At 52.0% G+C, this 24,492-nt stretch carries 24 protein-coding genes; 2 read left to right on the top strand and 22 right to left on the bottom strand.

Annotation, left to right across the window (positions count from 1 at the left end):
* Window positions 1-51: 51 nt before the first annotated feature.
* The 22 genes from ACYVBJ_RS23105 to ACYVBJ_RS23000 form a co-directional block, all read right to left on the bottom strand.
* Window positions 52-2,265 carry a hypothetical protein gene (locus tag ACYVBJ_RS23105; protein WP_460984662.1) on the bottom strand — a complete coding sequence of 738 codons (2,214 nt, stop codon included), beginning with the start codon at window positions 2,263-2,265 and terminating at the stop codon, window positions 52-54.
* Complete coding sequence (locus tag ACYVBJ_RS23100; RefSeq protein ID WP_460984661.1) at window positions 2,262-3,461, bottom strand: BatA domain-containing protein; 1,200 nt, start codon at window positions 3,459-3,461, stop codon at window positions 2,262-2,264. The genes ACYVBJ_RS23105 and ACYVBJ_RS23100 overlap by 4 nt, the downstream gene beginning before the upstream one ends.
* Window positions 3,462-3,467: 6 nt before the next feature.
* Window positions 3,468-4,319 carry a DUF58 domain-containing protein gene (locus tag ACYVBJ_RS23095; protein WP_460984660.1) on the bottom strand — a complete coding sequence of 284 codons (852 nt, stop codon included), beginning with the start codon at window positions 4,317-4,319 and terminating at the stop codon, window positions 3,468-3,470.
* Window positions 4,320-4,357: 38 nt separating this feature from the next.
* Entirely contained in the window at window positions 4,358-5,341 is a 984-nt protein-coding gene (locus tag ACYVBJ_RS23090) for an AAA family ATPase (RefSeq protein ID WP_460985265.1), read from the bottom strand.
* Window positions 5,342-5,388: 47 nt separating this feature from the next.
* Complete coding sequence (locus ACYVBJ_RS23085) at window positions 5,389-6,006, bottom strand: DUF4159 domain-containing protein (protein WP_460984659.1); 618 nt, start codon at window positions 6,004-6,006, stop codon at window positions 5,389-5,391.
* Window positions 6,007-6,037: 31 nt separating this feature from the next.
* A complete protein-coding gene (locus tag ACYVBJ_RS23080) occupies window positions 6,038-6,703 on the bottom strand; it encodes a Uma2 family endonuclease (protein ID WP_460984658.1) in 666 nt (221 codons plus the stop codon).
* A 22-nt stretch (window positions 6,704-6,725) separates the two neighbouring features.
* Window positions 6,726-7,049 carry a hypothetical protein gene (locus tag ACYVBJ_RS23075; RefSeq protein WP_460984657.1) on the bottom strand — a complete coding sequence of 108 codons (324 nt, stop codon included), beginning with the start codon at window positions 7,047-7,049 and terminating at the stop codon, window positions 6,726-6,728.
* 65 nt (window positions 7,050-7,114) lie between these two features.
* A complete protein-coding gene (locus tag ACYVBJ_RS23070; protein WP_460984656.1) occupies window positions 7,115-7,354 on the bottom strand; it encodes a DUF2442 domain-containing protein in 240 nt (79 codons plus the stop codon).
* A gap of 5 nt (window positions 7,355-7,359) precedes the next feature.
* The gene (gene dhiT / locus ACYVBJ_RS23065) at window positions 7,360-7,629 is read right to left on the bottom strand and encodes a type II toxin-antitoxin system toxin DhiT (RefSeq protein ID WP_460984655.1); all 270 of its coding nucleotides are present in this window, start codon (window positions 7,627-7,629) and stop codon (window positions 7,360-7,362) included.
* Between the two features lie 65 nt (window positions 7,630-7,694).
* Window positions 7,695-9,032, bottom strand: coding sequence for a TldD/PmbA family protein (locus tag ACYVBJ_RS23060; protein WP_460984654.1), 1,338 nt, complete (start codon window positions 9,030-9,032; stop codon window positions 7,695-7,697).
* 22 nt (window positions 9,033-9,054) lie between these two features.
* Complete coding sequence (locus ACYVBJ_RS23055; RefSeq protein WP_460984653.1) at window positions 9,055-9,477, bottom strand: putative toxin-antitoxin system toxin component, PIN family; 423 nt, start codon at window positions 9,475-9,477, stop codon at window positions 9,055-9,057.
* Window positions 9,458-9,682 (bottom strand): hypothetical protein, encoded by a 225-nt coding sequence (locus ACYVBJ_RS23050; protein ID WP_460984652.1) that lies wholly within the window; start codon window positions 9,680-9,682, stop codon window positions 9,458-9,460. The genes ACYVBJ_RS23055 and ACYVBJ_RS23050 overlap by 20 nt, the downstream gene beginning before the upstream one ends.
* A 6-nt stretch (window positions 9,683-9,688) precedes the next feature.
* On the bottom strand, window positions 9,689-11,329 hold the full coding sequence (locus ACYVBJ_RS23045) for a TldD/PmbA family protein (protein WP_460984651.1): 1,641 nt from the start codon (window positions 11,327-11,329) through the stop codon (window positions 9,689-9,691).
* A 122-nt stretch (window positions 11,330-11,451) separates the two neighbouring features.
* Window positions 11,452-12,807, bottom strand: a complete 1,356-nt coding sequence (locus tag ACYVBJ_RS23040; protein ID WP_460984650.1) for a TldD/PmbA family protein — start codon at window positions 12,805-12,807, stop codon at window positions 11,452-11,454.
* 62 nt (window positions 12,808-12,869) lie between these two features.
* Entirely contained in the window at window positions 12,870-14,510 is a 1,641-nt protein-coding gene (locus tag ACYVBJ_RS23035; protein WP_460984649.1) for a TldD/PmbA family protein, read from the bottom strand.
* Window positions 14,511-14,584: 74 nt separating this feature from the next.
* Window positions 14,585-15,916: a TldD/PmbA family protein gene (locus ACYVBJ_RS23030; RefSeq protein WP_460984648.1), complete on the bottom strand. Its 1,332-nt coding sequence runs from the start codon at window positions 15,914-15,916 to the stop codon at window positions 14,585-14,587.
* A 62-nt stretch (window positions 15,917-15,978) separates the two neighbouring features.
* On the bottom strand, window positions 15,979-17,637 hold the full coding sequence (locus ACYVBJ_RS23025; protein WP_460984647.1) for a TldD/PmbA family protein: 1,659 nt from the start codon (window positions 17,635-17,637) through the stop codon (window positions 15,979-15,981).
* A 460-nt stretch (window positions 17,638-18,097) separates the two neighbouring features.
* Complete coding sequence (locus tag ACYVBJ_RS23020) at window positions 18,098-19,276, bottom strand: alpha/beta hydrolase family protein (protein WP_460984646.1); 1,179 nt, start codon at window positions 19,274-19,276, stop codon at window positions 18,098-18,100.
* A gap of 219 nt (window positions 19,277-19,495) precedes the next feature.
* On the bottom strand, window positions 19,496-19,912 hold the full coding sequence (locus ACYVBJ_RS23015; RefSeq protein WP_460984645.1) for a hypothetical protein: 417 nt from the start codon (window positions 19,910-19,912) through the stop codon (window positions 19,496-19,498).
* A gap of 115 nt (window positions 19,913-20,027) precedes the next feature.
* The gene (locus ACYVBJ_RS23010) at window positions 20,028-21,125 is read right to left on the bottom strand and encodes an ATP-grasp domain-containing protein (RefSeq protein WP_460984644.1); all 1,098 of its coding nucleotides are present in this window, start codon (window positions 21,123-21,125) and stop codon (window positions 20,028-20,030) included.
* 288 nt (window positions 21,126-21,413) lie between these two features.
* On the bottom strand, window positions 21,414-21,890 hold the full coding sequence (locus ACYVBJ_RS23005) for a DinB family protein (RefSeq protein WP_460984643.1): 477 nt from the start codon (window positions 21,888-21,890) through the stop codon (window positions 21,414-21,416).
* 10 nt (window positions 21,891-21,900) lie between these two features.
* A complete protein-coding gene (locus tag ACYVBJ_RS23000) occupies window positions 21,901-22,605 on the bottom strand; it encodes an esterase family protein (RefSeq protein ID WP_460984642.1) in 705 nt (234 codons plus the stop codon).
* 146 nt (window positions 22,606-22,751) lie between these two features.
* Here ACYVBJ_RS23000 and ACYVBJ_RS22995 point away from each other — a divergent pair, with 146 nt between their 5' ends.
* Entirely contained in the window at window positions 22,752-23,588 is an 837-nt protein-coding gene (locus ACYVBJ_RS22995; protein ID WP_460984641.1) for an alpha/beta hydrolase, read from the top strand.
* Between the two features lie 54 nt (window positions 23,589-23,642).
* The gene (locus ACYVBJ_RS22990) at window positions 23,643-24,482 is read left to right on the top strand and encodes a glycoside hydrolase family 16 protein (RefSeq protein ID WP_460984640.1); all 840 of its coding nucleotides are present in this window, start codon (window positions 23,643-23,645) and stop codon (window positions 24,480-24,482) included.
* The last annotated feature ends 10 nt before the right edge of the window (window positions 24,483-24,492 follow it).

The following is a 24,492-nucleotide window of genomic DNA, read 5'->3' as shown; positions in this document are numbered from 1 at the left end:
TGTCCGGGCTGGCGTACCAGTGGCCACATCCGGTGAAAAATACAGAACTTATTACTTTAAATGCCGCCAGAACGCTTTTCGCAGGCGTTGATCGCTCACGTAAGCTGGACCAGTACGTTCGGTTGCCCCACTTAAGGCGTAAAGCTTTGTTTTCAACTGCGTGCGTTCCTGATCAGAAACAGGCTTTCCGCCCGCCATCTTTTGCAGCGAGGCCAGTACCGACCAGTTTTGCAGGCCACTGTTGACGACCCGATCAGCCAATGCATTGCCCAGCTGCTGCACGGATTGGCGTTGCTGCGCGGTAAGCGTCTTGAGTTCAATATAGCCCAATACCTGCGCCACCAACAATTCGATACGTTCCTGACTGTAGGCACGTTCCTGTTTAAACGCAGACGTTACGTTCTTCAGCTCGCCTGTCAGTCGGGTTTCTTTTTCTTTGATTGGGGGCGGATCGAAGCCCGTTTTCTTTACGTACGACCGGGCTTTTTGCTGCGATAGCTTCAGGTATTCTAAGGCTTTCTTCTCAAACGGAAGGGCTTTTTCGGGTTCGTACAGACGCAGATGCAGCTCCGACTGCCACATGTTTTCCAACGCCATCTTCAGCAGGCTGCGCGTCGATTGCTCATGGAACGTATTGGTTTCGGCGTTGTCGTGGGAGTGCATGTACTGCTCCATCAGCGCGGCCAGCGGGTCTTTACTGTCATCGGCAGTGCCGCCACCGTGATCGTGGTTATGGCCGTGTTCCTCGTGCTCGTCCTTATGGTGCTCAGCCCCGTGCTCACCCTCGCCTTTGTCGTGATCGTGCATGTAGCCCGCCAGCGGATTTTCGTCGTCATCGGCCGGGCCAGCGTGCCCGCCACCAATTGACGTTTCAAATTCTTCGCCCAGGAACTGACCGTACCGCAGCCGTAAGGCTTTCTGATCAAAACCGACCTCGTTCGACATACTGTTGAACGACTTTACAGGTATCTTTTTCCGGCCGGCAATTAATTTCTCCGTATCGATGATGATCTGCCGCTGACTCCGGAAGTACTCCGGCATAATATTCACCGCCATCGTGGCCAGAGCACTTTCTTCGACCTGAGTCGTGTCTTTATAAACAATAAAGTAGGTGTCCGACTTTGTGAAGTTTGGGTCGGGCTGGCGATTGTCGAATGCGGCCCAGTAATAATATAGTTCGTCGCCGGGCGCAAAGTTCAAGGCGTTCAGATCAAGCGTTTTGCTGAGTCGTGCCTCTTTGAAATTCGCCTGTCCAAGCGGCATGCGTACCTCCCGGAACTTCACGTTCTCGCCCGAACCACGGGCTACGGTGGCCACCATAAAGGCCTGTGATACGTTGAAATCGTCCGTGAATTTTGCGGCTACGGTTAGTGTTTTTGAATCTTTGAGGTAATGAAAGCGGTAGAGCTCTTTAGCTTCCGGCTCGATCTTCGGCGCTAAATCGGGTTTGGCTTCGAGCCGGTAAAAGTCGGATTGATAGATCAACGAGTCCCGATCCCGCTTTTTATCGTGCCAGTAAGCTTTAATGGCGTACAAGCCCGAACTCACCAGCCGGTCCTGATACGTAAATACGTCTCCAGTCTGGCGAAAGGCTAATTCCTGACCGCGGCTGTTGACCAACCGCACGGTTACCTGCTCCTGATCGCTAAACCTGAGCCGCCAGGTCAGTGCTGCTCCCACAATCGTTGATACGTTGAGGTTACCGGAGTTGATTTCGGGCAGTCGGGTATACGCCGGAGGCTGAACGCGTAAATCGGCTGATCGAAACGAGGGCACAACCGGCTCACGCGCTCTGTCAACTGCCGACAGGAGGGCCTGTTTCTGCGGAGCCTGCGGATTCTTATCGAGCAAAGGATAGCCAATGTGGATAGCCAGGGCCGCTAGTAATACCGCTCCATATAATCCTGCTTTTGACAACACCACCTGCGGAGGTCGGACGTTCTGTACCTGCTCACCCAGGCGTTCGAGTTGCAGCCGTTCGGCCAGGTTTAGCGGTGATTTTGTCAGGAGTGGTAAACTATACTCTACATCACCAACGGTTTGATGAATCAACCGGATCGCCTGGGGCTTCTTGTCCTGATAAAGCCGACTCAGAAAAATACCCACGCCCAGCCCGGCAAACCCGGCCAGAATGGACCAGATTGGGGACGTAACAAAGGTCGCCGTCAGCAGGTAAGCGGATACAGCCAGTAATCCAGACCGCAGCAACGCATTGGCGTAAAGCTGATACGTAACAGACGATATAAGGCGGTTGATTTCCTTCATGCGTTTTTGGTCAAAGCAAGCCAGCGTTCAAGCACGAGTAAAACGGTCAGCAGCAGCAACAGTGCCTGTTGAATTCCGGCCTGTTGCGTTACGTTACGTTTGGGCGATGGAATAAATAAGGCGTTCAGCGCCGACTGGCTCAGGGGCTGATGAGTAGGGTTGAGGACATACTGCTGAATGAATTGTTGCCCAAGCCACTCCGGCAACTGGCCCGACGCCACCCGTTCTGACGTTTGTGGCGTTAACGTTTCGTTCGTATAAATAACATTGTTCGTCGCCACAGCCTGATCCGGACCCGATACGATATAAAGCGTTTGCGGGGCCGTTCGGTTCGCCAGCGCGGTCTGATCCGTCAGTACCCAGTTATACGCTTGGTTTGGGGCCGGTCTTTCATCGATGATCAGATCAAGGGCATACACATCACTTAACGCAGCCAGGGCCGCTTTGACCGTTTGTCGTTCGCGTAAATTACGGTAGCTGAGTAGTACGCGCACACTGCCCGTAAGCGCCGGAGTCGGCCGAAATTTTACCGTTGGGTCAAGCGTTTCGTTACTCGTCAACTTACCAGCTCGATTTACGAACAGCTTTTTATTGGCTCGAACGGCAAGATAAGGCCGTGCCGGGGTTGTTGAATCCGGCACACTGTGCAATTGAAACGTAGCGGGAACTGTGATGGCCGGTAGGTCTGCCAGTTCCTGATCGTTGACCAGATACGTATGTAGCTCGGTGGTTTCGGAAGGCAGTTGATTGATGGCTGTTTGTAACGTCAGCGCATTGAATTGCGTCGAATTGGCGAGACTGCTAAGGGGCGTGGTATAAACGGGTAACTGGTCATGTATCCAGTAAACGGATTCGCCTTTCTTCTGTGCTTCGTCGAGTTCGAACTTAAAATTATTCGCAACCAGGGTGCTGGGCTGCACCAGATGGATGCGCTGACTCGCTTTCGATTGATCGAACCAGTGGAGAACGGGCTGACTCAGTAAAAGAGCTACCAGCAGTAAAAGTAAGCAGCGAACAATCAGCAAAGCGATGTTATCAAGCCGCAGTCCCCGACTCTGCTGCTGATCTTTTTCGGTAAGCCATTGGGTGGCCGCCCAGGGCAATAGCTTTCCTCGCTTCTGGTGCCAGAAGTGGATGACCACCGGAATGGCTACGGCCAAGGCTCCCCACAATAAATACGGCTCAACAAACTGCATGATACATTAACTGATCAAGAATTTTTTCAGTACCAGGGCCAACGGGTCGCTCAACCGAGTGCGGATGAGCCGAACGTGCGGAATACGCAGGCCCTCTTCCAGCGAAGTCATGTAGTCCGAAGCTCTCTGCTGCACCGTTTCGCGCACTGCATCGGCTTGCAATTCAACTTCTTTACCGGTCTCCAGGTCCTGGAATCGGTAAAAGCCGCTGAGGTTGAAATCAAGCTCCTGATCGCCCAGGATCTGAAAAATAACAATCTCCCGACGCGGCCCGGCTACGCTCCGAATGAGACGGAGCCACTCATCGTTCACCTGTAAGAAATCGGAGGCTATGATAAGCAGTTCGCTTTGCTTTCGGCTGAACTCCGGGAACGATGTTCCCTCGTTTTGCCAGCTTCCCGATGCCTTGGCCTGTTCGAGCATAGCCACAATTTTCTGAAACGCCTGTCTGCCCGCGGGAACCAGGGTCTGTACGCTGCCGTGCAGCAGCGTGTACAGGCTTAGCTGATCGCCCTGGCGGTTAGCGAGATATGCCAGCGAGGCCAGCAAAAGTTTGGCGTAGTTTAACCGGCTAATATTCGCTTCGGTATAGTTCATCGAGCCCGATAGGTCGAGCAGCAGCCGAACCTGCTGGTTGCTTTCGGTAGCCGATTCGCGGACCAGATATTGACTCGTTTTGGCAAATAGCTTCCAGTCAATCCGTTTTGGGTCGTCGCCCGGCGTGTAATGCCGAAATTGTTCAAACTCGGTACCTATACCTGATCGGCGACTGGTCTGTATACCCAGCAACAGCTCATCGCTGACCAGTTTTCCGGCCAGTTGCAGGTTATTCAGTTTAATGAGGTCAGTCGTTAGCATAGAGCCTTAACAGGAAAGTCAGTGATAAGCGCCAGCGGTTATTTAACAGACTGCAGCAACTCGCTAATCACCTTATCCGTGGTAACGCCCTCGGCTTCGGCCCGGAAATTCAGCGTGATCCGATGACGGAGCACGGGAAACGCTAGCGTTTTGATGTCTTCCGGAATCACCGAAAACCGTTCGTTCAGCACGGCGCGGGCTTTGGCGCAAAGCACCAGGGCCTGACCAGCCCGAGGGCCCGCGCCCCATTCACCCCATTGTTTCACAAAGGTTGAAGGACTGTCTTGTGGGCGGGTTGCCCGTACCAGGCGGTTAATGTACTCAATGAGCTCGTCGCTGATATGAACCTGCCGGGTCAGGCTTTGCAGATCAATGATGTCCTGATCGGAGAGGACCGTGTGTAGCTCAGGCCGGTTTGTTCCCGTCGTACTTTTCAATACGTCGAGTTCTTCGCGCTCGGACGGATAACTCAGCTTGATATACAGCAGAAACCGGTCGAGCTGCGCTTCGGGTAGGGGATACGTACCCGCCTGCTCAATGGGGTTCTGCGTAGCAATGATCAGGAACGGACGGGGCAATGGGTAGTCGTTGCCGCCGTAGGTAACCTTGTATTCCTGCATCGCTTCGAGCATGGCCGCCTGCGTTTTGGGCGGAGTCCGGTTGATTTCGTCGGCCAGCACTACGTTGGCGAACAGAGGTCCTTTGTTGAAGACAAAGACTTTGTGGCCTGTTTCGTGATCATCCTCCAGGATCTCCGTACCGACGATGTCGCCCGGCATCAGGTCAGGGGTGAACTGGATGCGTTTGAACCGCATAGCCAGCGCGTCGGACATGGTTTTGACCATGAGTGTTTTGGCCAGTCCGGGAACTCCTTCGAGCAGGCAGTGACCGCCTGCCAGGAGCGAAATCAGCACTTCGCTGATGGCCTCCTGCTGTCCGATAATGACCTTTCCAATCTCTTTGCGTAACTGCGGCAGTTTGGCTACCAGGGTTTTGTAGTGGGTTAAGTCTGTTGATTCCAAAATCTCCAATTTATCAGGTTGTCTCTTCATGCATTTGGCAGCTGTTACTACGCTGTTAAGGCGTAGGTCACGATGTTGATGCCAAACTTGGTATTGTCTTCGGCGAGGAAGCGTTTATTCCGGAAATCGTAATCCCACTCGCAGCCGTAGTCTTTGTTGCTGTATAAAACGCCGATACGTCCATTAATCGTGACGGCTTTCAGGTAGTCGTGTACCAGATCGTCGCCCCAGCCATTCAACTCAAACGACGTAGTTGGAGGGCCATCGTCAAACTTGAAAAAACAGGTATAGAGCGGATGGTTATTCGGAATCTTCTGTAAGGCTTTCGGCCCAAAGGTGCGGGCCATCTCCTGCTCGAACGATCTGGCAAATAAGCCGTCGACATCGTGGTTGCAGTCGTCAACAAACACGAAACCGCCATTCTGAACGTAACGTCGGAAGTGATCCCGCTCCTGCCCCGAAAACTCGACCAGCTTATGACCGCTGAGGTAACAAAACGGACTTTTAAATAAATCCGGGCTACTTAACTGTACGACCTTCTCTTTCTGGTCAACTGGAATCGAAGTGTACTCAACCAGTGAGTGCAGCAGATTAACGGGCATCCGCTGGTCGGTATCCCAGTCGCCGGAGGTGTATTGAATACGAGTGAAGATGAAGGGTTTCAAACTGTTGAGGTGTTAAAAAACATTACCAGTTCTATTTCGTAATCAGACTCTGTAATGTTTCCATATTCGCTTGTTTATCAAAAAAAGCCTGCACCGGAATGATAAAGTTAGGAACCGTCAAGGCCTCCAACGTATCATGACTGTATAACGTCGCGGCCGACGCAAACGCCATTGTTGATTCATCTAATGTGTACTGTTCAACCGATTTTCGGACCGGGTCGATAATCCAGTACTCCTGAACGCCGTGGGCCGCATAATCCTCAAACTTAACGCCCCTGTCGCGACCGGTCGTGCTTTTTGATAAGACTTCAACGATTAGATCGGGAGCGGGATGTTCCATCTGATCGTCCTCGAACGAACTGGCTGTTTCGCTATTCCAGTAGCAGATGTCCGGCTCATAATCGTTACGTGTCAGACCCACCAGCGCCTTCTCTGAGTCAACTGCTCCCAAATCATGCAGAAGAACATACACCCTTAATAGTGTCAGCAGATTTTGCGTAGCATCCAGATGACGCCGTTTTACCGGCGAGTGCATGATGATTTCGCCGTTGATGAATTCGGCTTTTACGTCATCACGCAGCCACTCCCGAAACGACCGGCGACGTTCGGCTTCGTCGGCGAGGATAGCCTGTGCCCGTTCGATGACTATTTTCGCATCGGGCGCTTCAAGAAGATCATGAACACGTGATTCGAGCATAGGCGTTTGTAAACAAAACGTATTAGAAATAGCGAATAATTAGGTTGTAGGAAACCATACCGACTCCAATTAGAACGAAAATCATGTAAAGCAGCATCCAACCGAAACTAGTCAGGTAAACTTTACCTTGGTAATACGTAATGGAGACGGTTTGCTCTTTTTCCCAAAACCAAGATGCGGTTGTGGCCATCTCTAGTTTACGCTCAAGTAAGCGCCCACTCTCGTCCAAAAACTGAATAACTGGTTGGTATCCTAATTTACCAAGCTGCCACTCTGATGTCTCTAATACATCTATGACTTTGCCGGTTGTCTTATGTCCATGCTGATCAATTTCAACAGCTTTCATAAAGAAGATAGCTGCTTGAGTTGTGAACAGTAGACCAACTAGTAAAGCGAAGTCAGACTCCATTGCTAACTAGCCGGATGACTGTCTAAATAGAGTGTATCCGGGTCTAAATCCAGTTCATTAGGCCAGATAATACTTCCATTGAACGCTCGAACCCCATTGAACAATGATGAGTCCCGTAGTTCTTGAAAGACGCCGATACCCAAATAAGGTTTCATGTCAAAAAAACGACGCTCCTCATTAGTAAACAACAGTTCAAGCAGGTAATCGTTAAGTGGCTTTACGGATGTAATACGCGGATTCATAGCTATCATTTTAGAGGGTCTATTGGAAATACTCGCTGACCGCTTATTGCTAATTGCCAGTTAGCCATCAAGTCTTCGCGATGAATTTCGATCCAAGCTTCCACCAGTTTTATCTTTCCTTTAGGTAACTTTCCTTCTAACAGATCACCGCTTTCAATTGCAAATACGCCTTCCATCTCACTATATCGAACGTGAACATGAGGCAACTTGTGCTGCTTGTTGTCAAAATAGTACAGACTAATAATCAGTCCGTAGAACACGGAGATAACCGGCATACTAAAGACGTACTAAGATGTATCTGAGTTCTTTCCGCGAGTAAATACTCGGGGAAAGTTTGGTATTACACCGCATCCGACAAGCTTGTGAACGTAAATTCCCGGATCTTCATCGGCGGCACCAGGTAGTTGCCGTCCGTTTCGGTGCTGACCACGCGCTCGGGTTTGCCTAAGGCTTCGAGGTTGTTGAGCATGATGATTGGGCTTTCGTTGAAGCGGAAGTTCTTAACGGGGTGCTTGATCTTCCCATTTTCGATATAGAACGTCCCGTCGCGGGTCAGGCCGGTGAGCAGAATCGTTTGCGGATCGACTTCGCGGATGTACCAAAGCTTGGTGACCAGAATGCCGCGCTGGGTGCTCCTGATCATGTCCTCCAGCGAAGTAGTGCCGCCAGCCATAATCATGTTGTTGGGACCGGGCACCGCTTTCTTTCCTTGCTTTTGTGCCCAGTAGCGCGAATACGACAGGTTTTTGACCACGCCATTCTCGATCCACATGGTTTTCTCCTGCGGACGCCCGTCGCCCGACCAGGGCGACGCGGGGAGTTCTGGATGCGTTGGGTCGGAGTAAATGGTTACCCGCTCATCAACCACTTTGTCGCCCAGACGCGATTTGCCACCGGCTTTGCTGAAATACGAACGACCTTCGTCGGCTGAGCGCGCATCCATGTTGAAGTAGATGTTTTCGAGCAAAACGACAGCTGCAGTTGGCTCCAGAATGACGGTGTATTTACCCGGCTCAATCGCGCGTGCCTCCGCCGAACCCCGCGCTTTCTGAATGGCGATGTTGGTAGCCGAGGCCGTGTTCAGCTTTGAGAAATCGCTGAATCCCCGCGCTACGTAACCCGAGCCTTTGCCATCATCCGTGCGAACCGTCAGCGAGAAGTTGACATTCGTGCTGGGGTAATAGGCGAACAGCCCTTTGGAGTTCATCATGGCCGAGTAACCCCGATTGTCCTGCAAAAAGCCAGCCGCCGTCAGTTTGGCATTTCGCGTTAGCTGTAAACTTTTGTCCACGGCCGTAGCGCGGGCATCAGGCGTAATGCTGGCGGTTGAGTCAAAAAAGCCGCTTGATTTTATGTACTGTTGGGGACCCAGCAGCCCGACGTATTCGGGGTTTTCGGGTGCTAGTTTTGCTAGCTCTTCGGCCCGGCGTACTACCTTTTCGAGCGACGCATCGTCGAACTCGTCAATCGTAGCTACCCCGACCTTCTTGCCAAACGCCGACTGCACCTGTATGTTTTGATTGATAAGCGAACCACTGGTCGACACTTCGTTGCGGGCGTAGCGCAGATTGCCCCGTTCTTCACCCAACAGGTTAACCTCACACTCGTCGGCTTTGGAGTAGCTGAGAACTTTCGTCAACAGGGCCTTTGCTTCTGCTTCGGTAAGTAGGATAGACATACGTATTATCGATTCATTAAGACTAAGCAGTCAGTTGTGCTTTGTATTCAGATGTAAACTCATCTAAAGTTAGCCAACTTATTTTAGGAAAATCTATGTGGGGCAATGCGCTGAAATGACTATCATTCGATACTAAGTAGTGCGCATCAGCCGCTACGGCGCAGTCCACAAACTTATTGTCATCAGGATCGTCGGTGATCAGGTTAAAGGCGTAATAAATCTCAATCCGCTCCGTAGTAGGCATCACGGTAATAAAGTTTATTACGTTTTCGGCCACCTCTACGCCATTCCTTTGCTCCATAATCTCACGGTATTCCAAAAGAATTTCGGTTGTAACACAAAGCCCTACCTTACCTGCAATCACACTGTCAAACAACCACCTAAATGGTGACTTTCTGCCAATTATAGCTATCAACAGGTTCGTGTCAAGGACGATGCGCAGCACGGTTATGTTCGTTTGACCAATCTACCATATCCTGCTCAGTTAAACCTTGCTCCTGCCATACTTTGTCCATTGCTTCCGTTGCTTTATTGGCAAAATATCGGGCTAACATGAGCTTTATATCCTGGAGTTGATCATTAGGCAAATCATTGGCATACAACTTCAGTAATTCTATCTGAAGATTGCTTAGACTTTTCTGGGTCGTCATAACTCTTTAGATTTTTCGTGCTGTATTGATCACATTAACGCCGTTGAACCGGGCCGTCGAACTGCCGTGCGAGACCGCACTCGACTGCGGTGGCTGGCCTTTTCCATCGAAGAAGGAGCCGCCAAGTCGATAGTCCCGATCATCGCAGACCGCAACGCAGGAGTTCCAGAACTCCTGCGTGTTCGACTGATACGCTACGTCCTTGAGCATGCCGGCAATCTGGCCGTCTTTGATCTCGTAAAACAGTTGTCCACCAAACTGGAAGTTATAGCGCTGCTGGTCGATCGAGAAGGAGCCGTCGCCGATGATGTAGATGCCTTTCTTGACATCCTTGATCATGTCCTGAACGGACAACGGCGTTTTTCCGGCCGCCAGCGATACGTTAGCCATCCGCTGAAACTGCACCGAACTCCAACTGTCGGCGTAGCAGCAGCCCTGCGATTCATTCTCGCCGATGATGTGCGCCTGGTCACGAATGGCCTGGTAATTCACTAGTGTTCCGTCTTTCACCAGATCCCACTGTTTGGTCTTGACACCTTCGTCGTCGTAGCCAACGGCACCCAGCGAACCGACCTGCGTTTTATCGGCAAACAGATTGACTTGTTTACTGCCGTAGTTGAAGTTCTTTGACTTCCATTTGTCTAACGTAGCGAAACTGGTACCTGCAAAGTTGGCTTCGTAGCCCAGTACCCGGTCCAGTTCGAGAGGGTGCCCAACGGATTCGTGAATGGTGAGCCACAGGTGGGAAGGGTCCAGAACCAGGTCGTATTTACCGGCTTCAACTGACTTCGCCTTATGCTTGTCGCGGGCTTGTTTGGCGGCTGCCGTTACGTCCTCCAGCATGTCGTACCCCTTGTTGTAGCGGGTCGTAATGCCCGTGACTTTGTCGGCGGGGTTGGTTTGCAGGTATTCGTAGCCCATGCCCATCGGTGCGCTCAAGGACTGCCGGGTTTCAAACTTGCCCGTCTTTGGGTCGATCGCCGTTACGGTCGAAAGGGGCCAGATGCGGTGAATATCCTGGTCGGCGTACGTACCGTCCGTGGTGGCCAGGTATTTCTGCTCGTTGACCATAAACAGCACTGAGTTAACGAAGTTGGCTCCGTTCTTCAGCGCGGCAGCGTTAACGCCCAGCAGCAGGTCAACTTTCTCTTTGATGGGTACCTCGAACGCATTTTTCTGGATCGGCGCTTTCCAGCTAACCTCGCCATACCCTTTCTGCGGAGCCAGTTGAACGGGCTGCTTCATCAGCCTGGCATTGGCTTTCGCAATGGCAACGGCCTGTTCGGCGGCTCGGGCCATGTCGGCTTCACTTTTCGCATCGACTACAGCGGCAAAGCCCCAGCAGCCATCGGCAATGACCCGTACGCCCACGCCGTAGGATTCAGTGTTGACAATATTCTGGACTTTATCTTCCCGCGTAACGACAAACTGGTTGAGGTAGCGGCCAATGCGCACATCGGTATACGTAGCGCCTTTGCTTTTGGCTGCGTTCATGGCCGCATCGGCCAGGCGCTTCTTGGTCGTTACGTCTAATCCTGGTTCGAGCAGCGCTTCCGGACTGACAGTTCGGGAGAAGGCGGGTAGATTGGGCAGTAGAATACCGGCGGTACCCATGCCCAGAAGCTGGTTGAAATTTCGGCGGTTCATAGTGTATGGATTGGTTATGAGCTAGTCATCGTATGGTTATTACGTGGTCATTCAAGTTTTACGGCTATGAATGACCACGTAATGACTAATGACCGCGAAGCAAACGACCATTAATAACAGATTTATACCGCATCCGATAAACTCGTAAACGTAAAGTCGCGGATTTTCATCGGCGGTATTAGGTTACCCCCCGCCCGAACTGGCTTACCTAACGCTTCGACGTTGTTCAGCATGATTACCGGACTTTCATTGAAACGGAAGTTCTTGACGGGAAATTTAATTTGCCCATTTTCGATATAGAACGTGCCGTCGCGGGTGAGGCCCGTATACAATTGGGTTTGTGGATCAACGGCGCGGATATACCAGAAGCGCGTGACCAGAATTCCTTTATCGGTGCTCTTAATCAGGTCCGCCAGCGATTGGGTACCGCCCTGCATGATGAATCCGCCGGGAGCCGGAATCGGTTGAACGCCTTTCTTGTCGGCCCAATACCGCGAATAGAACATGTTTTTAACCACGCCATTCTCGATCCAGGTGCGTTTCTCCTGAGGTAAGCCGTCGTTACCTCCGCCACCGCCAAAGCGGCCACCGCCACCTCCGCCACCAAAGGGCGACAACGGTAGATCGGCATTCGTCGGGTCCGTAATAATCGTGACGCGCTCGTCGAAAAGTTTTTCGCCAAGCCGTGTGCCACCCCCTTTTCTGCTGAGGAAGCTCCGGCCTTCGTCGGCGTTACGAGCGTCCATGCTGCGCATCATGTTGTTCAGTAATTCAACGGATGCCGTTGGTTCCAGAATGACCGTGTACTTACCCGGCTCCAACGCGCGGGCACTCGCCGAGGCCAGGGCTTTTTGCATGGCGATCTGGGTCGCGGCTTTTGTGCTCAGCTTACTGACATCGTTCACATCCGGATTCGCATATCCGGAGCCCAGACCGTCAGCGGTACGGACGGTGATCGAAAAATCGACGCCCGTCGACCGATTGTAGCCGAAGTTGCCTTTGCTGTTGCCGATGCACGAGAAACTGGTGGTGTCCTCCATGTACCCGGCCGCCGTCAGGTTTTTCTGCCGACAGGGGTCGATGCTATCGAAAGCTGCCTGGGCGCGGAAGTCCGGGTTAATTTTGGCGGTGCTTTCGGCGTATGTTTTCGTTTCCAGATACGTCTGTGGCCCCAGCATGGGCATGTACTCGGGGTTCTCGGGAGCCAGGCGGGCAATCTCTTCGGCCCGCCGGACGGTTTTTTCCAGCGAGCCATCATCGAACTCGTTGATGGTAGCTGTACCACTACGTTTGCCGAAAACCGCCGTTATCGACAAGGCAATATTGTCGGACTCGCCACTGGTGGAAACCGAGTTGCGGGCGTACCGAATGTTGCCTGTGCGGCCTCCCGACAGGTTGACGCTCATCTCGTCGGCTTTGGAGTAAGAGAGGACTTTATCGATTATTTTTTTTGCTTCTTCTCTGGTTAAGATGGCCATTGTTTTAGTTGTTGATTGTCAGTACTGATCTACTGCACCTTGGTTGACAACGTAATGAGTGGTTAAATCTTCCGGGCGGTATTGATGACGTTGACCCCGTTGAAGCGCGTAGTGGCTGAACCGTGCGACACGGCGCTCGACTGGGCTGGCTGACCCTTTCCATCGTTGAATGCACCGCCAAGCCGGTAGTCACTCTGGTCACAGACCGCTACGCAGGAATTCCAGAACTCCCGGGTGTTGGCCTGATACGCTACGTCCTTCAACATCCCAACAATCTGGCCGTCTTTGATCTCGTAGAACAACTGGCCACCGAACTGGAAGTTGTAGCGCTGCTGATCGATCGAGAAGGAGCCGTCGCCGATGATGTAGATGCCTTTCTTGACATCCTTGATCATGTCCTGAACGGACAACGGCGTTTTCCCGGCTTCGAGCGATACGTTGGCCATGCGCTGGAACTGCACCGAACTCCAGTTGTCGGCGTAGCAGCAGCCCTGCGATTCTTTCTCACCGATGATGTGCGCCTGATCGCGAATAGCCTGGTAGTTCACTAAAATGCCGTCTTTGACCAAGTCCCATTTCTTTGTCTTTACGCCTTCGTCATCCCAGCCCACAGCGCCTAATGAACCAACCTGCGTCTTGTCAGCCACCAGATTGACCACTTTACTGCCGTAGTTGAAATTCTTCGTCTGCCACTTGTCCAAGGTAGCGAAACTGGTGCCCGCGTAATTGGCTTCGTAGCCAAGTACCCGATCCAGTTCGAGGGGGTGGCCAACGGACTCGTGAATGGTGAGCCACAGGTGGGAGGGGTCCAGTACCAGATCGTACTTGCCGGCTTCGACCGACTTGGCGTTCAGCTTTTCTTTGGCTTGTTTGGCGGCAGCGGTGATGTCTTCCAGCATGTCATATCCCTTATTGTAGCGGGTCGTAACGCCGGAAAGTTTATCGCCGGGGTTGGTTTGCAGGTACTCGTAACCCATCCCCATTGGGGCGCTTAAGGAATTTCGGGTCGAGAATTTCCCGTTCTGCGGGTCAACGGCCGTTACGGTGAAGCTGGGTCCAATCCGGTGAATATCCTGATCGGCATACGTACCGTCGGTCGAGGCAAAGTACTTCTGCTCGTTCACCTGAAACAAGACGTTGTTCACGAAGTTGGCCCCGTTTTTCATGGCCGCTGCGTTCGCTTCCAGCAACAGGTCGACTTTTTCCTTCACCGGCACTTCAAACGCGTTGCGCTTGATAGGAGCTTTCCAGCTTACTTCGCCGTAGCCTTTCTGGGGAGCTAGCTGTACCGGTTCGGTCAGTAGGCGGGCGTTGGCTTTGGCAATCGCAACGGCCTGTTCAGCCGCTTTAGCCACAACCGTTTCGTCGCGGGCGTCGCCGACGGAGGCAAATCCCCAGCAACCGTTGGCAATGACTCGTACGCCTACGCCGTAGGATTCGGAATTGATAATACCCTGCACTTTGTTTTCGCGCGTGAGCACGAATTGATTCAGGTAGCGGCCGATACGCACATCGGCGTAAGTAGCTCCCTTCGACTTGGCTGCGTTCAAAGCCGCATCGGCCAGACGCTTCTTAACGGCTACGTCCAAACCGGGTTCGAGTAGCGCTTCAGGACTAACGGTGCGGGAGAAAGCCGGCAAACTGGGCATCACGATCCCAGCCGCGCCCATACCTAACAATTGATTAAAATCTCGACGATTCATAGTTTATTGATTGGTCACTCGCTGCGCTGTAAGACGACTAACGACAGCGTAGCGAACGACGACAAATGACAGGTTTATACAGCGTCCGACAGGCTTGTGAACGTAAAGTCGCGGATTTTCAGCGGAGGAACCAGGTTGCCGCCGATGCGGACGGGTTTGCCCATCGATTCAAGGTTGTTGAGCATGATGATTGGGCTTTCGTTGAAGCGGAAGTTTTTCACCGGAAACTTGATCTGGCCATTTTCGATATAGAACGTGCCGTCGCGGGTGAGGCCCGTATACAGCAGCGTTTGCGGATCGACAGGGCGGATGTACCAGAGCCGGGTAACTAAAATGCCCTTTTCTGTGCTTTTGATCATGTCAGCCAGCGACTGGGTGCCGCCTTCCATGATGAAATTACCACCCGGTGGAATGGCCTTTACCCCTTTTTTCTCGGCCCAGTAGCGGGTGTACGGCATGTTTTTGACCACGCCTTTTTCGATCCACGTTACTTTCTCCTGCGGGCGACCATCACCACTGAAAGCTCCGCTGGGTACTTCCGGATTGGTTGGGTCGGAGTAAATCGTGACGCGTTCGTCGAAGAGTTTTTCACCGAGACGAGTGCCGCCCCCTTTTTTGCTGAGAAAACTCCGGCCTTCATCGGCATTCCGGGCATCCATCGAACGTACCAACGCCACCATCAGCGAGGCATCGACATTGGATACGAGCGCGGCTGGTTCCAGAATAACGGTGTACTTACCAGGTTCCAACGCCCGGGCGCTGCTCGAAGCCATAGCTTTCTGCATGGCTATTTCGGTATCTTTTTTGGTACTCAGCTTCGATACGTCGGTTACGTCGCTGGTGGCATAGCCTGAGCCTAGACCGTCGTTCGTCCGAACGGTGATCGAAAACTCGACCGATGTTTCCCGGTTGTAGGCGGACAATCCTTTGCTGTTGCCGATGGCGTTGAAACCGGTCCGGTCTTCCATGTACCCGGCCGCCGTCAGGTTCTTTTTGCGGCATGGATCAATGCTGTCGAATGTGGCCTGGGCGCGGAAGTCCGGGTTAATTTTGGCGGTGCTTTCGGCGTATGTTTTCGTTTCCAGATACGTCTGTGGCCCCAGCATGGGCATGTACTCGGGGTTCTCGGGAGCCAGGCGGGCAATCTCTTCGGCCCGCCGGACGGTTTTCTCCAGCGAGCCATCATCGAACTCATTGATGGTAGCTGTACCACTACGTTTGCCGAAAACTGCCGTTACGCTCAACGACAGGTTCGAACTCTCGCCACTGGTGGAAACCGAGTTGCGGGCGTACCGAATGTTGCCTGTGCGGCCTCCCGACAGGTTGACGCTCATCTCGTCGGCTTTGGAGTAAGAGAGGACTTTATCGATTATTTTTTTTGCTTCTTCTCTGGTTAAGATGGCCATTGTTTTAGTTGTTGATTGTCAGTACTGATCTACTGCACCTTGGTTGACAACGTAATGAGTGGTTAAATCTTCCGGGCGGTATTGATGACGTTGACCCCGTTGAAGCGCGTAGTGGCTGAACCGTGCGACACGGCACTGACCTGCGAGGGCTGCCCTTTGCCGTCGAAGAACGAACCGAAGGTGCGGTAATCATCTTTGTCGCAAAGCTGAGCGCAGGAATTCCAGAATTCCTGGGTGTTCGACTGATACGCTACGTCATCGAGCATGCCAACGATTTCACCGTTCTTGATTTCGTAGAACAGTTGTCCGCCAAACTGGAAGTTATATCGCTGCTGGTCAATGGAGTAGGAGCCTCGACCGATGATGTATATCCCTTTGTCGACGCCTTTGATCATATCGGCAACCGAGCGTTTCTCAGAACCGGGCTTGAGCGATACGTTCGGCATCCGCTGAAACTGTACCGAGTTCCAGTTGTCGGCGTAGCAGCATCCGTTCGATTCTTTTTCGCCCAGAATAGCCGCCTGATCGCGAATAGCCTGATAGTTCACCAGAATACCATCTTTGATCAAATCCCATTCTTTACAAGGAACGCCTTCGTCGTCGTAGCCAACCGTACCGAGCGTGTAAGGCTGCGTCTTATCGGCGACAATATTGACGAGTTTGCTGCCGTAGTTGAAGCTTTTGGTTTTCCACTTGTCGAGCGTCGCGAACGACGTACCGGCGTAGTTGGCTTCGTAACCCAGCACGCGGTCGAGTTCGGTAGGGTGGCCTACCGATTCGTGGATGGTCAGGCCGAGGTGATTTGGGTCGAGAACGAGGTCATATTTGCCGGGTTGCACCGACTTGGCGGTCATTTTTTCTTTTACCTGCTTAGTCGCCATCACCGCATCTTCGACCATGTCGTACGAGTTGCGATAGCCGACTAACCCGTTGGGCCCCGGAATTTTCTCGGTGGCTAGGCCGTCAAGGTATTCATAGCCCATGCCCATCGGCGAACTGATCGCATCGCGGGTTTTGAACTTGCCCGACGTCCGGTCAACCGCCGATACAGTGAACGTTGGCCAGATGCGGTGAACGTCCTGATCGATGTACGATCCATCGGTCGAGGCAAAGTATTTCTGTTCATTCACAAAAAACAAATTCGACGTTACGAAGGCGGCTCCGTTGTTCATGGCCTCGCCGTTCACCTTCATCAACAGGTCGATTTTCTCCTGAACCGGGATCTCAAACGCATTCTTCTTGATGGGTGTCTTCCACGTTACGTCACCAACGCCTTTCTGGGGAGCTAGCTGTACCGGTTCGGACTGGAGCCTGGAATTAGCTTTGGCAATGGCTACGGCGGTGGCTGCGCACTTGGCAATGGCGTCGGGCGTTACGTCGCTGGTGGCGGCAAATCCCCAGGTGCCATTGGCGATAACCCGAATCCCAATGCCGTACGACTCTGCGTTCACAATATTTTGCACCTGCTTTTCACGGGTGAACATGAACTGCTGCAAATAACGGCCAATGCGCACGTCGGTATACGTAGCGCCTTTGCTTTTGGCCGCGTTCAGCGCGACGTCGGCCAGCCGTTTCCTGGTAGCCGCGTCGGCTCCCGGCTCAAGCAGATATTCAAGCGGAACGGCGTTGCCCAGCACAGGGATCGATGCGCCCGGAACGCCGGCCGTCATCAGGGCACCTACTCCCAACCCAGACAACTGAATAAAATCTCTTCGTTTCATGAACTGGTTGACTAATTTAACAGAGTTGTTGGTTGATGATTTACATGATACGTTATCTTCTTAAAACGCGAATATGGTCAAAAACAGTGGATTGATCAGTCGCCCAGACGTAAATTGTGACGAATGGTAAGTGGGTTATCCCAGGAAATACCTAATAATATTTTGATTAATTGCCCAAGTGCGAGGTATTTATAAATACCACCATAAATCAGCAACACTTGCGACGAATTCTTCTGCTCGTCTATCTGAACAGACCGTTCAGATGCCGATTCACGCTAACCCTAGGAACCTCGAAGAGCAGGCGTATATCGACGGTCGCTCTGCCCGCGACACCGGAATTGATCCTGAAGGGATAAGCTTATAAGCGAATCCGAGTTATAAATAAAAAGCTGACGTGCAGCCCCGGCATGGCGAATCCCAGCGTCAGCAACGTATAGTTAGCCAGAACGGAACCTGAACATCAACGTTTAAGCTGTTCAAACCAGTCTAGTGACTGTTGGACGAACAAGACTTCCGTAGATACATGGCCGCCTTTCGGCAACGTGATTAAATGTAGGTTCGACGAGCCACGGCTTCGGAGCGAATTGTAAGTGTGCTGCGAGGTGATAAAAGGAATGATCTCGTCCTGCTGGCTGTGAATAAATTGAGTTGGGGTGTGCGTTAACCAGTCACTCAGGTCGTTGTCGATCAGGGCGATTCGAAACGGGGAGGAAGCACGCTGGATGTCAGTCAAAAACTGACTGGTACAAATCTGGTTAAAGCTGGCTTTAATCGACTTCGCATTCTGCAGCGATTCCTGAATCTGCTCGGCGTAAGGCGATTTGAAATAATAGCTAATCGGCTTGTTGAGCCCATACACGCGGTTATAGCTCAATGTTTCCCATACGTAGAGATAATTGGCGATACCGCCAACGGTATTTTTCTGCGTCAGATAGTCGTAGAAAGTCGGCATTGCATACGGCCCGGCTCCACAGCTGGAGCCGCTCACCTGAAACTCGCCGGTGTAGTGTTCTTCGAGAAGTTTCTGCGCTGACAACGTAGCAAAACCGCCCTCTGAGTAACCTGTCAGAAAAAGCTGTGCATTCCACCCGATCGCTTTCTTACTCAAAAACTCTCTGGTAGCCAGCAGCATATCAACGGTTGCCTGAGCGAGTGTCTGGCGATGTTCATAGTCGTGGGGAATCTGATGGGTAACCCCATAGCCAATGTAATCCGGGCAGGCAACAATGTAGCCGTGGGTGGCGAAATACAATGGATACGAAAACGCAGCGGCTGCAAAATTGTTGACCGACGGTGCTTCGGCATTGGTATACGCAGTGGGATGCTGAAAACTAAGCAGCGGATACGACTTGTCGGGTAACGTCAGTTGCCTCGGTATGTACACAACGCCCGACGCTGTAACGCTTGACCCATCTTGGAGCGTGGTTCGATACGTTAGCCGATTGATGCTGATCTGATAATCCAGAGGTTGATAATCCAGCGAATCGTTACTTGACAGACGTTTTAACAGGCTGGTATCGTAGAAAACAAGTTGATTGGCACTAATCAGTACCGGAGCAGATTCAATCTTATCAGGTGCGCAGGCGATGAAAGGAAAAACAAGACAGGCAAGAACAAGGTACGGTAGCTTTTTAAGCATAGATGGGCGGCTAACTTCCTCAAAGGTAGTCAGCAAATGCCACAAAGTTTGTACCAACACGAAGGCCGGTCAGGCTCTTCTGACCGTGAGCAACAACGGACAACCAGCATGACCAGCAGAACTAAGCAACGTAGCACCGTCTGAAGTTTCCCTGAGTAGGCGGTGGGGCAGGCGGTTAATAACGGCCGTAGATTAGGGACTAAAAGCTAAAACGCTACGTTACGGTAGCCGAACCAGGGTACGGAGGGCGGTGGCTGGCTGGTTAACGCCTAACTCGAAAAAGTTTTCAATAAGCAGTTCGTTACGTTGGCGGGCAAGCTTGTATTCTGCGCCCACGGATGAACTGGATAACCCATTACGTACATAAATGCGATCCCCCCGAAGCTCATACGAATAGATACCGCTGCCAAGTTTAGGCAGGAGATAACCGCCAGCGTTCACTTCTTTGCCCCGGTTTACGGTGAGCGTACCCATCAGCAGCTGACCCTGAAATACCGGGTTAAACATGAGCGTGTCCCGGCGGGTCGATTTTTCTACCCAGGTTCCGGTCAGGGTTTCAGGTGATACCGGTTCGTTCTGCTCACCGCAACCCGCTAGGGCTGCCCAAAGAATCAGTACACCAAAGAGTTTGCGCATAGTAGGGCTCGTTCCGTTTTGTTGTAATGACTCCAGCCACGGGCGAAGGGTTGGAATCGGAATGATAAAAGCCGTTGCCGGATCCGGCAACGGCTTTTATGTGGATAAGAACAACTTATTTTTTAGCCTTTTTTGGCTTATCTTGTTTTTGTTCGTCTTTCTTGCCTTTTTCGGCTTTGGGCGATTTCTCTTCCTTCACGCTTTTGCCAACGGTGGCTTCGATGGGTGTTTTAGGCGCTTTTGTTGGCGTTAGCCCGGTTCCATCTACGGAGCCACGTACGAATGTACCCCAGGTCAGGTTGTCTTTACCTTTCTGTGCTTTCGTCGCTCGGTCGATAGCCATGTTAGCTGCTGCTTCAACTACCCACTCGAAATTTTCCTGTCCTACCGAATGAACATCGGCATCGGGAGCGGGATTACAGAAGTCAATGGCGATCGGAATACCATCGCGTACGGCAAACTCGACCGTGTTGAAGTCGTAGCCGAGACCATGATTGAGCTTCAAAACATAGTCCGTCATGGTTTTTAGCAGTTTCCTGCCCGCGTCGCCGGTTGTTTTCATCTCGGATGCGTAGCGGAGGTGATGCGGATTGCGGGGCTCATACGGCATGATACGCACATCCTTGCCGCCAATGCAGTAGCACCGGAAGTAATCTTCAAACTCGATGGCCTCCTGATACAGCATCACCAACTGCCCGGTTTCGTCGTACGCCCTGAACATCTGCTCCGGGTTGTCGACTTTGTAAACGCTCTTCCAGCCGCCCCCGGCATGTGGTTTCATAAAGGCCGGGAAGCCGATGTGCTCAAAGATGGCATCCCAGTTCATGTGGCGCAGGTTTCGGAATGAATTGTGGTTCGTATCGTCCGGCCGGTCTTTGGACGGTAGCAAAATCGTTTTCGGTACTGGAACACCCAGCTGCACCGCCAGGGCATTGTTAAAGAACTTCTCGTCGGCGGCCCACCAGAATGGGTTATTAATGACCGCGGTACCTGTCAGGGCAGCATTTTTCAGATACGCCTTGTAGAAGGGCACATCCTGCGAGATGCGGTCGATGATCACGGCATAGTCAGTCGGTACGCTTTGCTCGACCTGGTCGATGCCCACGAACTCGGCCTGAAGATCAGATTGTTTTTCGTTGACACGATCCACAAAAGCCTGCGGAAACGTATTTTCCTGGCCGAATAAAATGCCAATTTTAGCTTGCTTACTCATAAGTAACTGGTTAGATGTTGAGTCGGGGATAGGTGAATGAACAAATTATAAGGTGTTTACATACCCCTTGTTTTGTCAGCAAGTTGCAGTGGTTTACAGATAAAAACAAAAAAGCCCGGCTGTGGTTGGCCGGGCTACGTTTTTTATGGGTCTCGTGCAACGTGGACCCATAAAAAAGCTTCTTTAGACTAGATCCCCTCAGAAGGATTTCTCATAGAAGTTGGCGAAACGCCGGACCCGCTTGTGTTCGGCGTTTTTTGTGCGTTACGTATGATCGCCCTTCGCACACTATAACAACGTTTTAAGATGATGTTCTTTCTGAGCGACATAATCTTCGATCAGCCAACCCAGAGTTCGTCGTTGTCCGTCAGCCTGTTCTAGCTGGAGAGGCTCGGCTATCCGGTCAGGTGAGAGGGCTTCCGTTACGTAGAGGGTCTGCGTATTCAGACTAGCCCACAGGGTTCGTAAATGAGCTAATGGCAACTGCTGGTACTGATTGACAACCACCAGTTGATGCTGATTATACGACTGAAGCCTGTACGGTCCGTCGGCAACTTGCGCATCGGTAAATCGGTTGAGATTATGGATGACCGAATCGATCAGATGCCCCAGCGTTTCTTTCTTCGACCATTGACCCGGCTGCTTCTCGATCTGCTTTGCTGCTGAGAACAGCGCAATACGTTCCAGGACCTGCACCAGGTGATTCCGAAGCCTCGACAACGCGTTGGTGATTGAGCCGGTTGGTTCAGCGTAAGCCGTCCACATAGTCGATGCGTTAAATCATGCTCAAATACCGCGGAAACTGGTCTTTCCACACGGGCCAGTCGTGATTTCCCCAAGGGGTTACGTCGAGCCGATGGCGGATGCCTTTCCGATTGAGAATCTCCGACATCTGCTGATTCGACGGCTTGCAGAAATCGTACTCCGACGTACCCAGCGCAATGTTCATCCGATGGAATTCATCGTTGTTCGCATTCGGCATAAAGTCGGGTGGATTGTTGAAATAGACATTATCGTCGTAATAACCATCCAGAAAGGAGCGAATGTCGAAAGCCGCGCCCATCGTGAGCAGATGGCCTACCTGCTCCGGGTGTTTAAAAGCGAAGTTCATGGCGTGGTAGCCACCGAACGAAGCACCCGATACCCCAATTTTCTGGACATTACACTCGCGCTGGATGCCGGGTACCAGCTCTTCGTGCAAAAACCGGTCGTACAGAACGTGGTTCCAGATGCGGGTGCCGGGATGGAGGTGCTTGGCGTACAAACTGTCGCGGTCGATGCTGCTGATACAGTATAATTTAACTTTGCCCGACTCAACGAACCAGCGGGCCGTTTCGGTTAAGCCGAAATCTTTATATTCGTAATAATGACCCATGGAGGTGGGAAACATCAGCACGGGATAGCCCCAGGTGCCAAAAACGAGCATCTCCATATTGCGGCCCAGGTTGTTCGAGTACCAGGTTCTATATTCTTCCTGCAAGGCGATTGAGATCTAAATAAAACGTTGAAACATCGGTTGAAAATAGGGTAAATCGCTGATAACGGCAAAACCGGATGACAACCAAGCCGAAAAAATTAGCTACTTTGCGGGTTGTGATTGCGTTACTTCTGACATTTTTTGCGCTTATGGCTGACCATCTACCGGCCTCTTTACGCACTGAACCGATCCCCGTTACGGTTCAGCGCGATGATTCGTTGTATTCGGTTCCGCTGAATCGTACCGTTCTGCTCGATATTATTTTGCCGCCTGATTATGAGGTTGCCAACGAGAGCTACCCGGTTTTGTATCTGAATGATGGTCAGGATCTGGCCCGTCTGAACATGACCGACGTACTCGATTCGCTGTACAACGCTCAGGCGATCCGGCCCTTTGTGCTGGTGGCCATTCACGCGGGCGATCGAATCCAGGAATATGGTACGGCGGCCCAGGCCGATTACCTGAACCGGGGCAGTAAAGCGGCTCTGTATACCGATTTTGTGCTGACCGAACTGCTGCCCTATATCAAAAAGCACTACCGGGTCAGTACGTCTCCGACCGAGTCAGTTTTTGCGGGTTTTTCGCTGGGTGGTCTGTCGGCTTTTGACCTTGTCTTTCATCACCCGGAGCGATTCAGCCGGGCGGGTGTTTTTTCCGGATCGTTCTGGTGGCGGAGCAGGAAATTTGATAGCAGCTACTCCGACGATACCGACCGGATCATGCACAATCTGGTTCGGAAGGGAAGGTATATGAACGGATTGCAATTCTGGTTTGAAACCGGCACTGAAGACGAAACCAGCGACCGAAACAACAATGGCATTATTGATGCCATTGAAGATACAACGGACCTGATCGACGAACTGGTGAAGAAAGGCTACCACCGCGAGCGCGACATTCGGTACGTAGAGGTGAAGGGCGGTCAGCACAATCAGGAAACCTGGAGTGCAATCATGCCTGACTTCCTGAAATGGGCGTTCGGAACGTAAATAATCCAGAAGATCAACACATTGAGACGTCTTAAATATACTCCGCAACCCCTTATGGTACTATTCTCGATAACTTTGTTGCTGGCCTGTAGCGACCCTGAAGTCACCACTCCAACGGCTCAAACACTCGCGCCCGTTACGTCCCCGCTCAGCGTAACAACGGCTCCGTCGAATCGAAAGCTGGTCTGGTCCGACGAATTTGAAGGCACGGGTTTACCGGATTCGACCAAGTGGCGCTATGAGGTTGGCGGCAATGGCTGGGGTAATAACGAGTTGCAGTTTTACACCGCTAAACGTCCCGAAAACGCCCGGCTTGAGAACGGCAAGCTGATCATCGAAGCGCATAAAGAAGACTACCAGGGCAAAGGCTATACGTCCGCCCGTTTGCTCACACGGGGTAAAGCGGAGTGGAAATACGGCCGTATCGAAGCCCTCGCTAAGCTGCCCGCCGGACGGGGTACGTGGCCCGCCATCTGGATGCTGGGCACCGACATCGCAAAAGTGGGGTGGCCGCGAGGTGGCGAAATTGACATTATGGAACACGTGGGTTTCGACGAGGGCGTTGTTCACGGAACGGTACACACCGAAGCGTATAACCATGGCAAAGGCACGCAAAAAGGCCAGCAGATTTCGGTGAACGACGCTACGTCTGCTTATCACTTATATGCCGTTGAATGGACGGCCGATCAGATCGATTTCTTTGTCGACAATCAGAAGTATTACTCCGTGCAGAAAGCGGTGTTGGGCAGTGACGTAGCGCAGTGGCCTTTCGAGCAGCCGTTCTATTTGATTCTGAACCTGGCCGTTGGTGGCAACTGGGGTGGCCAGAAAGGGGTAGATGAAACCATCTGGCCCAAACGCCTGGAGGTTGATTACGTACGGGTTTATCAATAGCAAATAGGCC

Source organism: Spirosoma fluminis, assembly GCF_054778895.1.
Note: the sequence above shows the minus strand (reverse complement) of the source record. Positions and strands in the feature narration are given on the sequence as shown.

What these genes read in the sequence shown, in the direction of transcription:
- ACYVBJ_RS23015 (WP_460984645.1), bottom strand. Translation starts at nt 19,912, where the DNA reads ATGCGCAAACTCTTTGGTGTACTGATTCTTTGGGCAGCCCTAGCGGGT.
- ACYVBJ_RS23105 (WP_460984662.1), bottom strand. Translation starts at nt 2,265, where the DNA reads ATGAAGGAAATCAACCGCCTTATATCGTCTGTTACGTATCAGCTTTAC.
- ACYVBJ_RS23070 (WP_460984656.1), bottom strand. Translation starts at nt 7,354, where the DNA reads ATGAATCCGCGTATTACATCCGTAAAGCCACTTAACGATTACCTGCTT.
- ACYVBJ_RS22990 (WP_460984640.1), top strand. Translation starts at nt 23,643, where the DNA reads ATGGTACTATTCTCGATAACTTTGTTGCTGGCCTGTAGCGACCCTGAA.
- ACYVBJ_RS22995 (WP_460984641.1), top strand. Translation starts at nt 22,752, where the DNA reads ATGGCTGACCATCTACCGGCCTCTTTACGCACTGAACCGATCCCCGTT.
- ACYVBJ_RS23040 (WP_460984650.1), bottom strand. Translation starts at nt 12,807, where the DNA reads ATGGCCATCTTAACCAGAGAAGAAGCAAAAAAAATAATCGATAAAGTC.
- ACYVBJ_RS23075 (WP_460984657.1), bottom strand. Translation starts at nt 7,049, where the DNA reads ATGAAAGCTGTTGAAATTGATCAGCATGGACATAAGACAACCGGCAAA.
- ACYVBJ_RS23095 (WP_460984660.1), bottom strand. Translation starts at nt 4,319, where the DNA reads ATGCTAACGACTGACCTCATTAAACTGAATAACCTGCAACTGGCCGGA.
- dhiT (WP_460984655.1), bottom strand. Translation starts at nt 7,629, where the DNA reads ATGCCGGTTATCTCCGTGTTCTACGGACTGATTATTAGTCTGTACTAT.
- ACYVBJ_RS23050 (WP_460984652.1), bottom strand. Translation starts at nt 9,682, where the DNA reads ATGACGACCCAGAAAAGTCTAAGCAATCTTCAGATAGAATTACTGAAG.
- ACYVBJ_RS23100 (WP_460984661.1), bottom strand. Translation starts at nt 3,461, where the DNA reads ATGCAGTTTGTTGAGCCGTATTTATTGTGGGGAGCCTTGGCCGTAGCC.
- ACYVBJ_RS23020 (WP_460984646.1), bottom strand. Translation starts at nt 19,276, where the DNA reads ATGCTTAAAAAGCTACCGTACCTTGTTCTTGCCTGTCTTGTTTTTCCT.
- ACYVBJ_RS23010 (WP_460984644.1), bottom strand. Translation starts at nt 21,125, where the DNA reads ATGAGTAAGCAAGCTAAAATTGGCATTTTATTCGGCCAGGAAAATACG.
- ACYVBJ_RS23060 (WP_460984654.1), bottom strand. Translation starts at nt 9,032, where the DNA reads ATGTCTATCCTACTTACCGAAGCAGAAGCAAAGGCCCTGTTGACGAAA.
- ACYVBJ_RS23035 (WP_460984649.1), bottom strand. Translation starts at nt 14,510, where the DNA reads ATGAATCGTCGAGATTTTAATCAATTGTTAGGTATGGGCGCGGCTGGG.
- ACYVBJ_RS23030 (WP_460984648.1), bottom strand. Translation starts at nt 15,916, where the DNA reads ATGGCCATCTTAACCAGAGAAGAAGCAAAAAAAATAATCGATAAAGTC.
- ACYVBJ_RS23045 (WP_460984651.1), bottom strand. Translation starts at nt 11,329, where the DNA reads ATGAACCGCCGAAATTTCAACCAGCTTCTGGGCATGGGTACCGCCGGT.
- ACYVBJ_RS23025 (WP_460984647.1), bottom strand. Translation starts at nt 17,637, where the DNA reads ATGAAACGAAGAGATTTTATTCAGTTGTCTGGGTTGGGAGTAGGTGCC.
- ACYVBJ_RS23080 (WP_460984658.1), bottom strand. Translation starts at nt 6,703, where the DNA reads ATGCTCGAATCACGTGTTCATGATCTTCTTGAAGCGCCCGATGCGAAA.
- ACYVBJ_RS23005 (WP_460984643.1), bottom strand. Translation starts at nt 21,890, where the DNA reads ATGTGGACGGCTTACGCTGAACCAACCGGCTCAATCACCAACGCGTTG.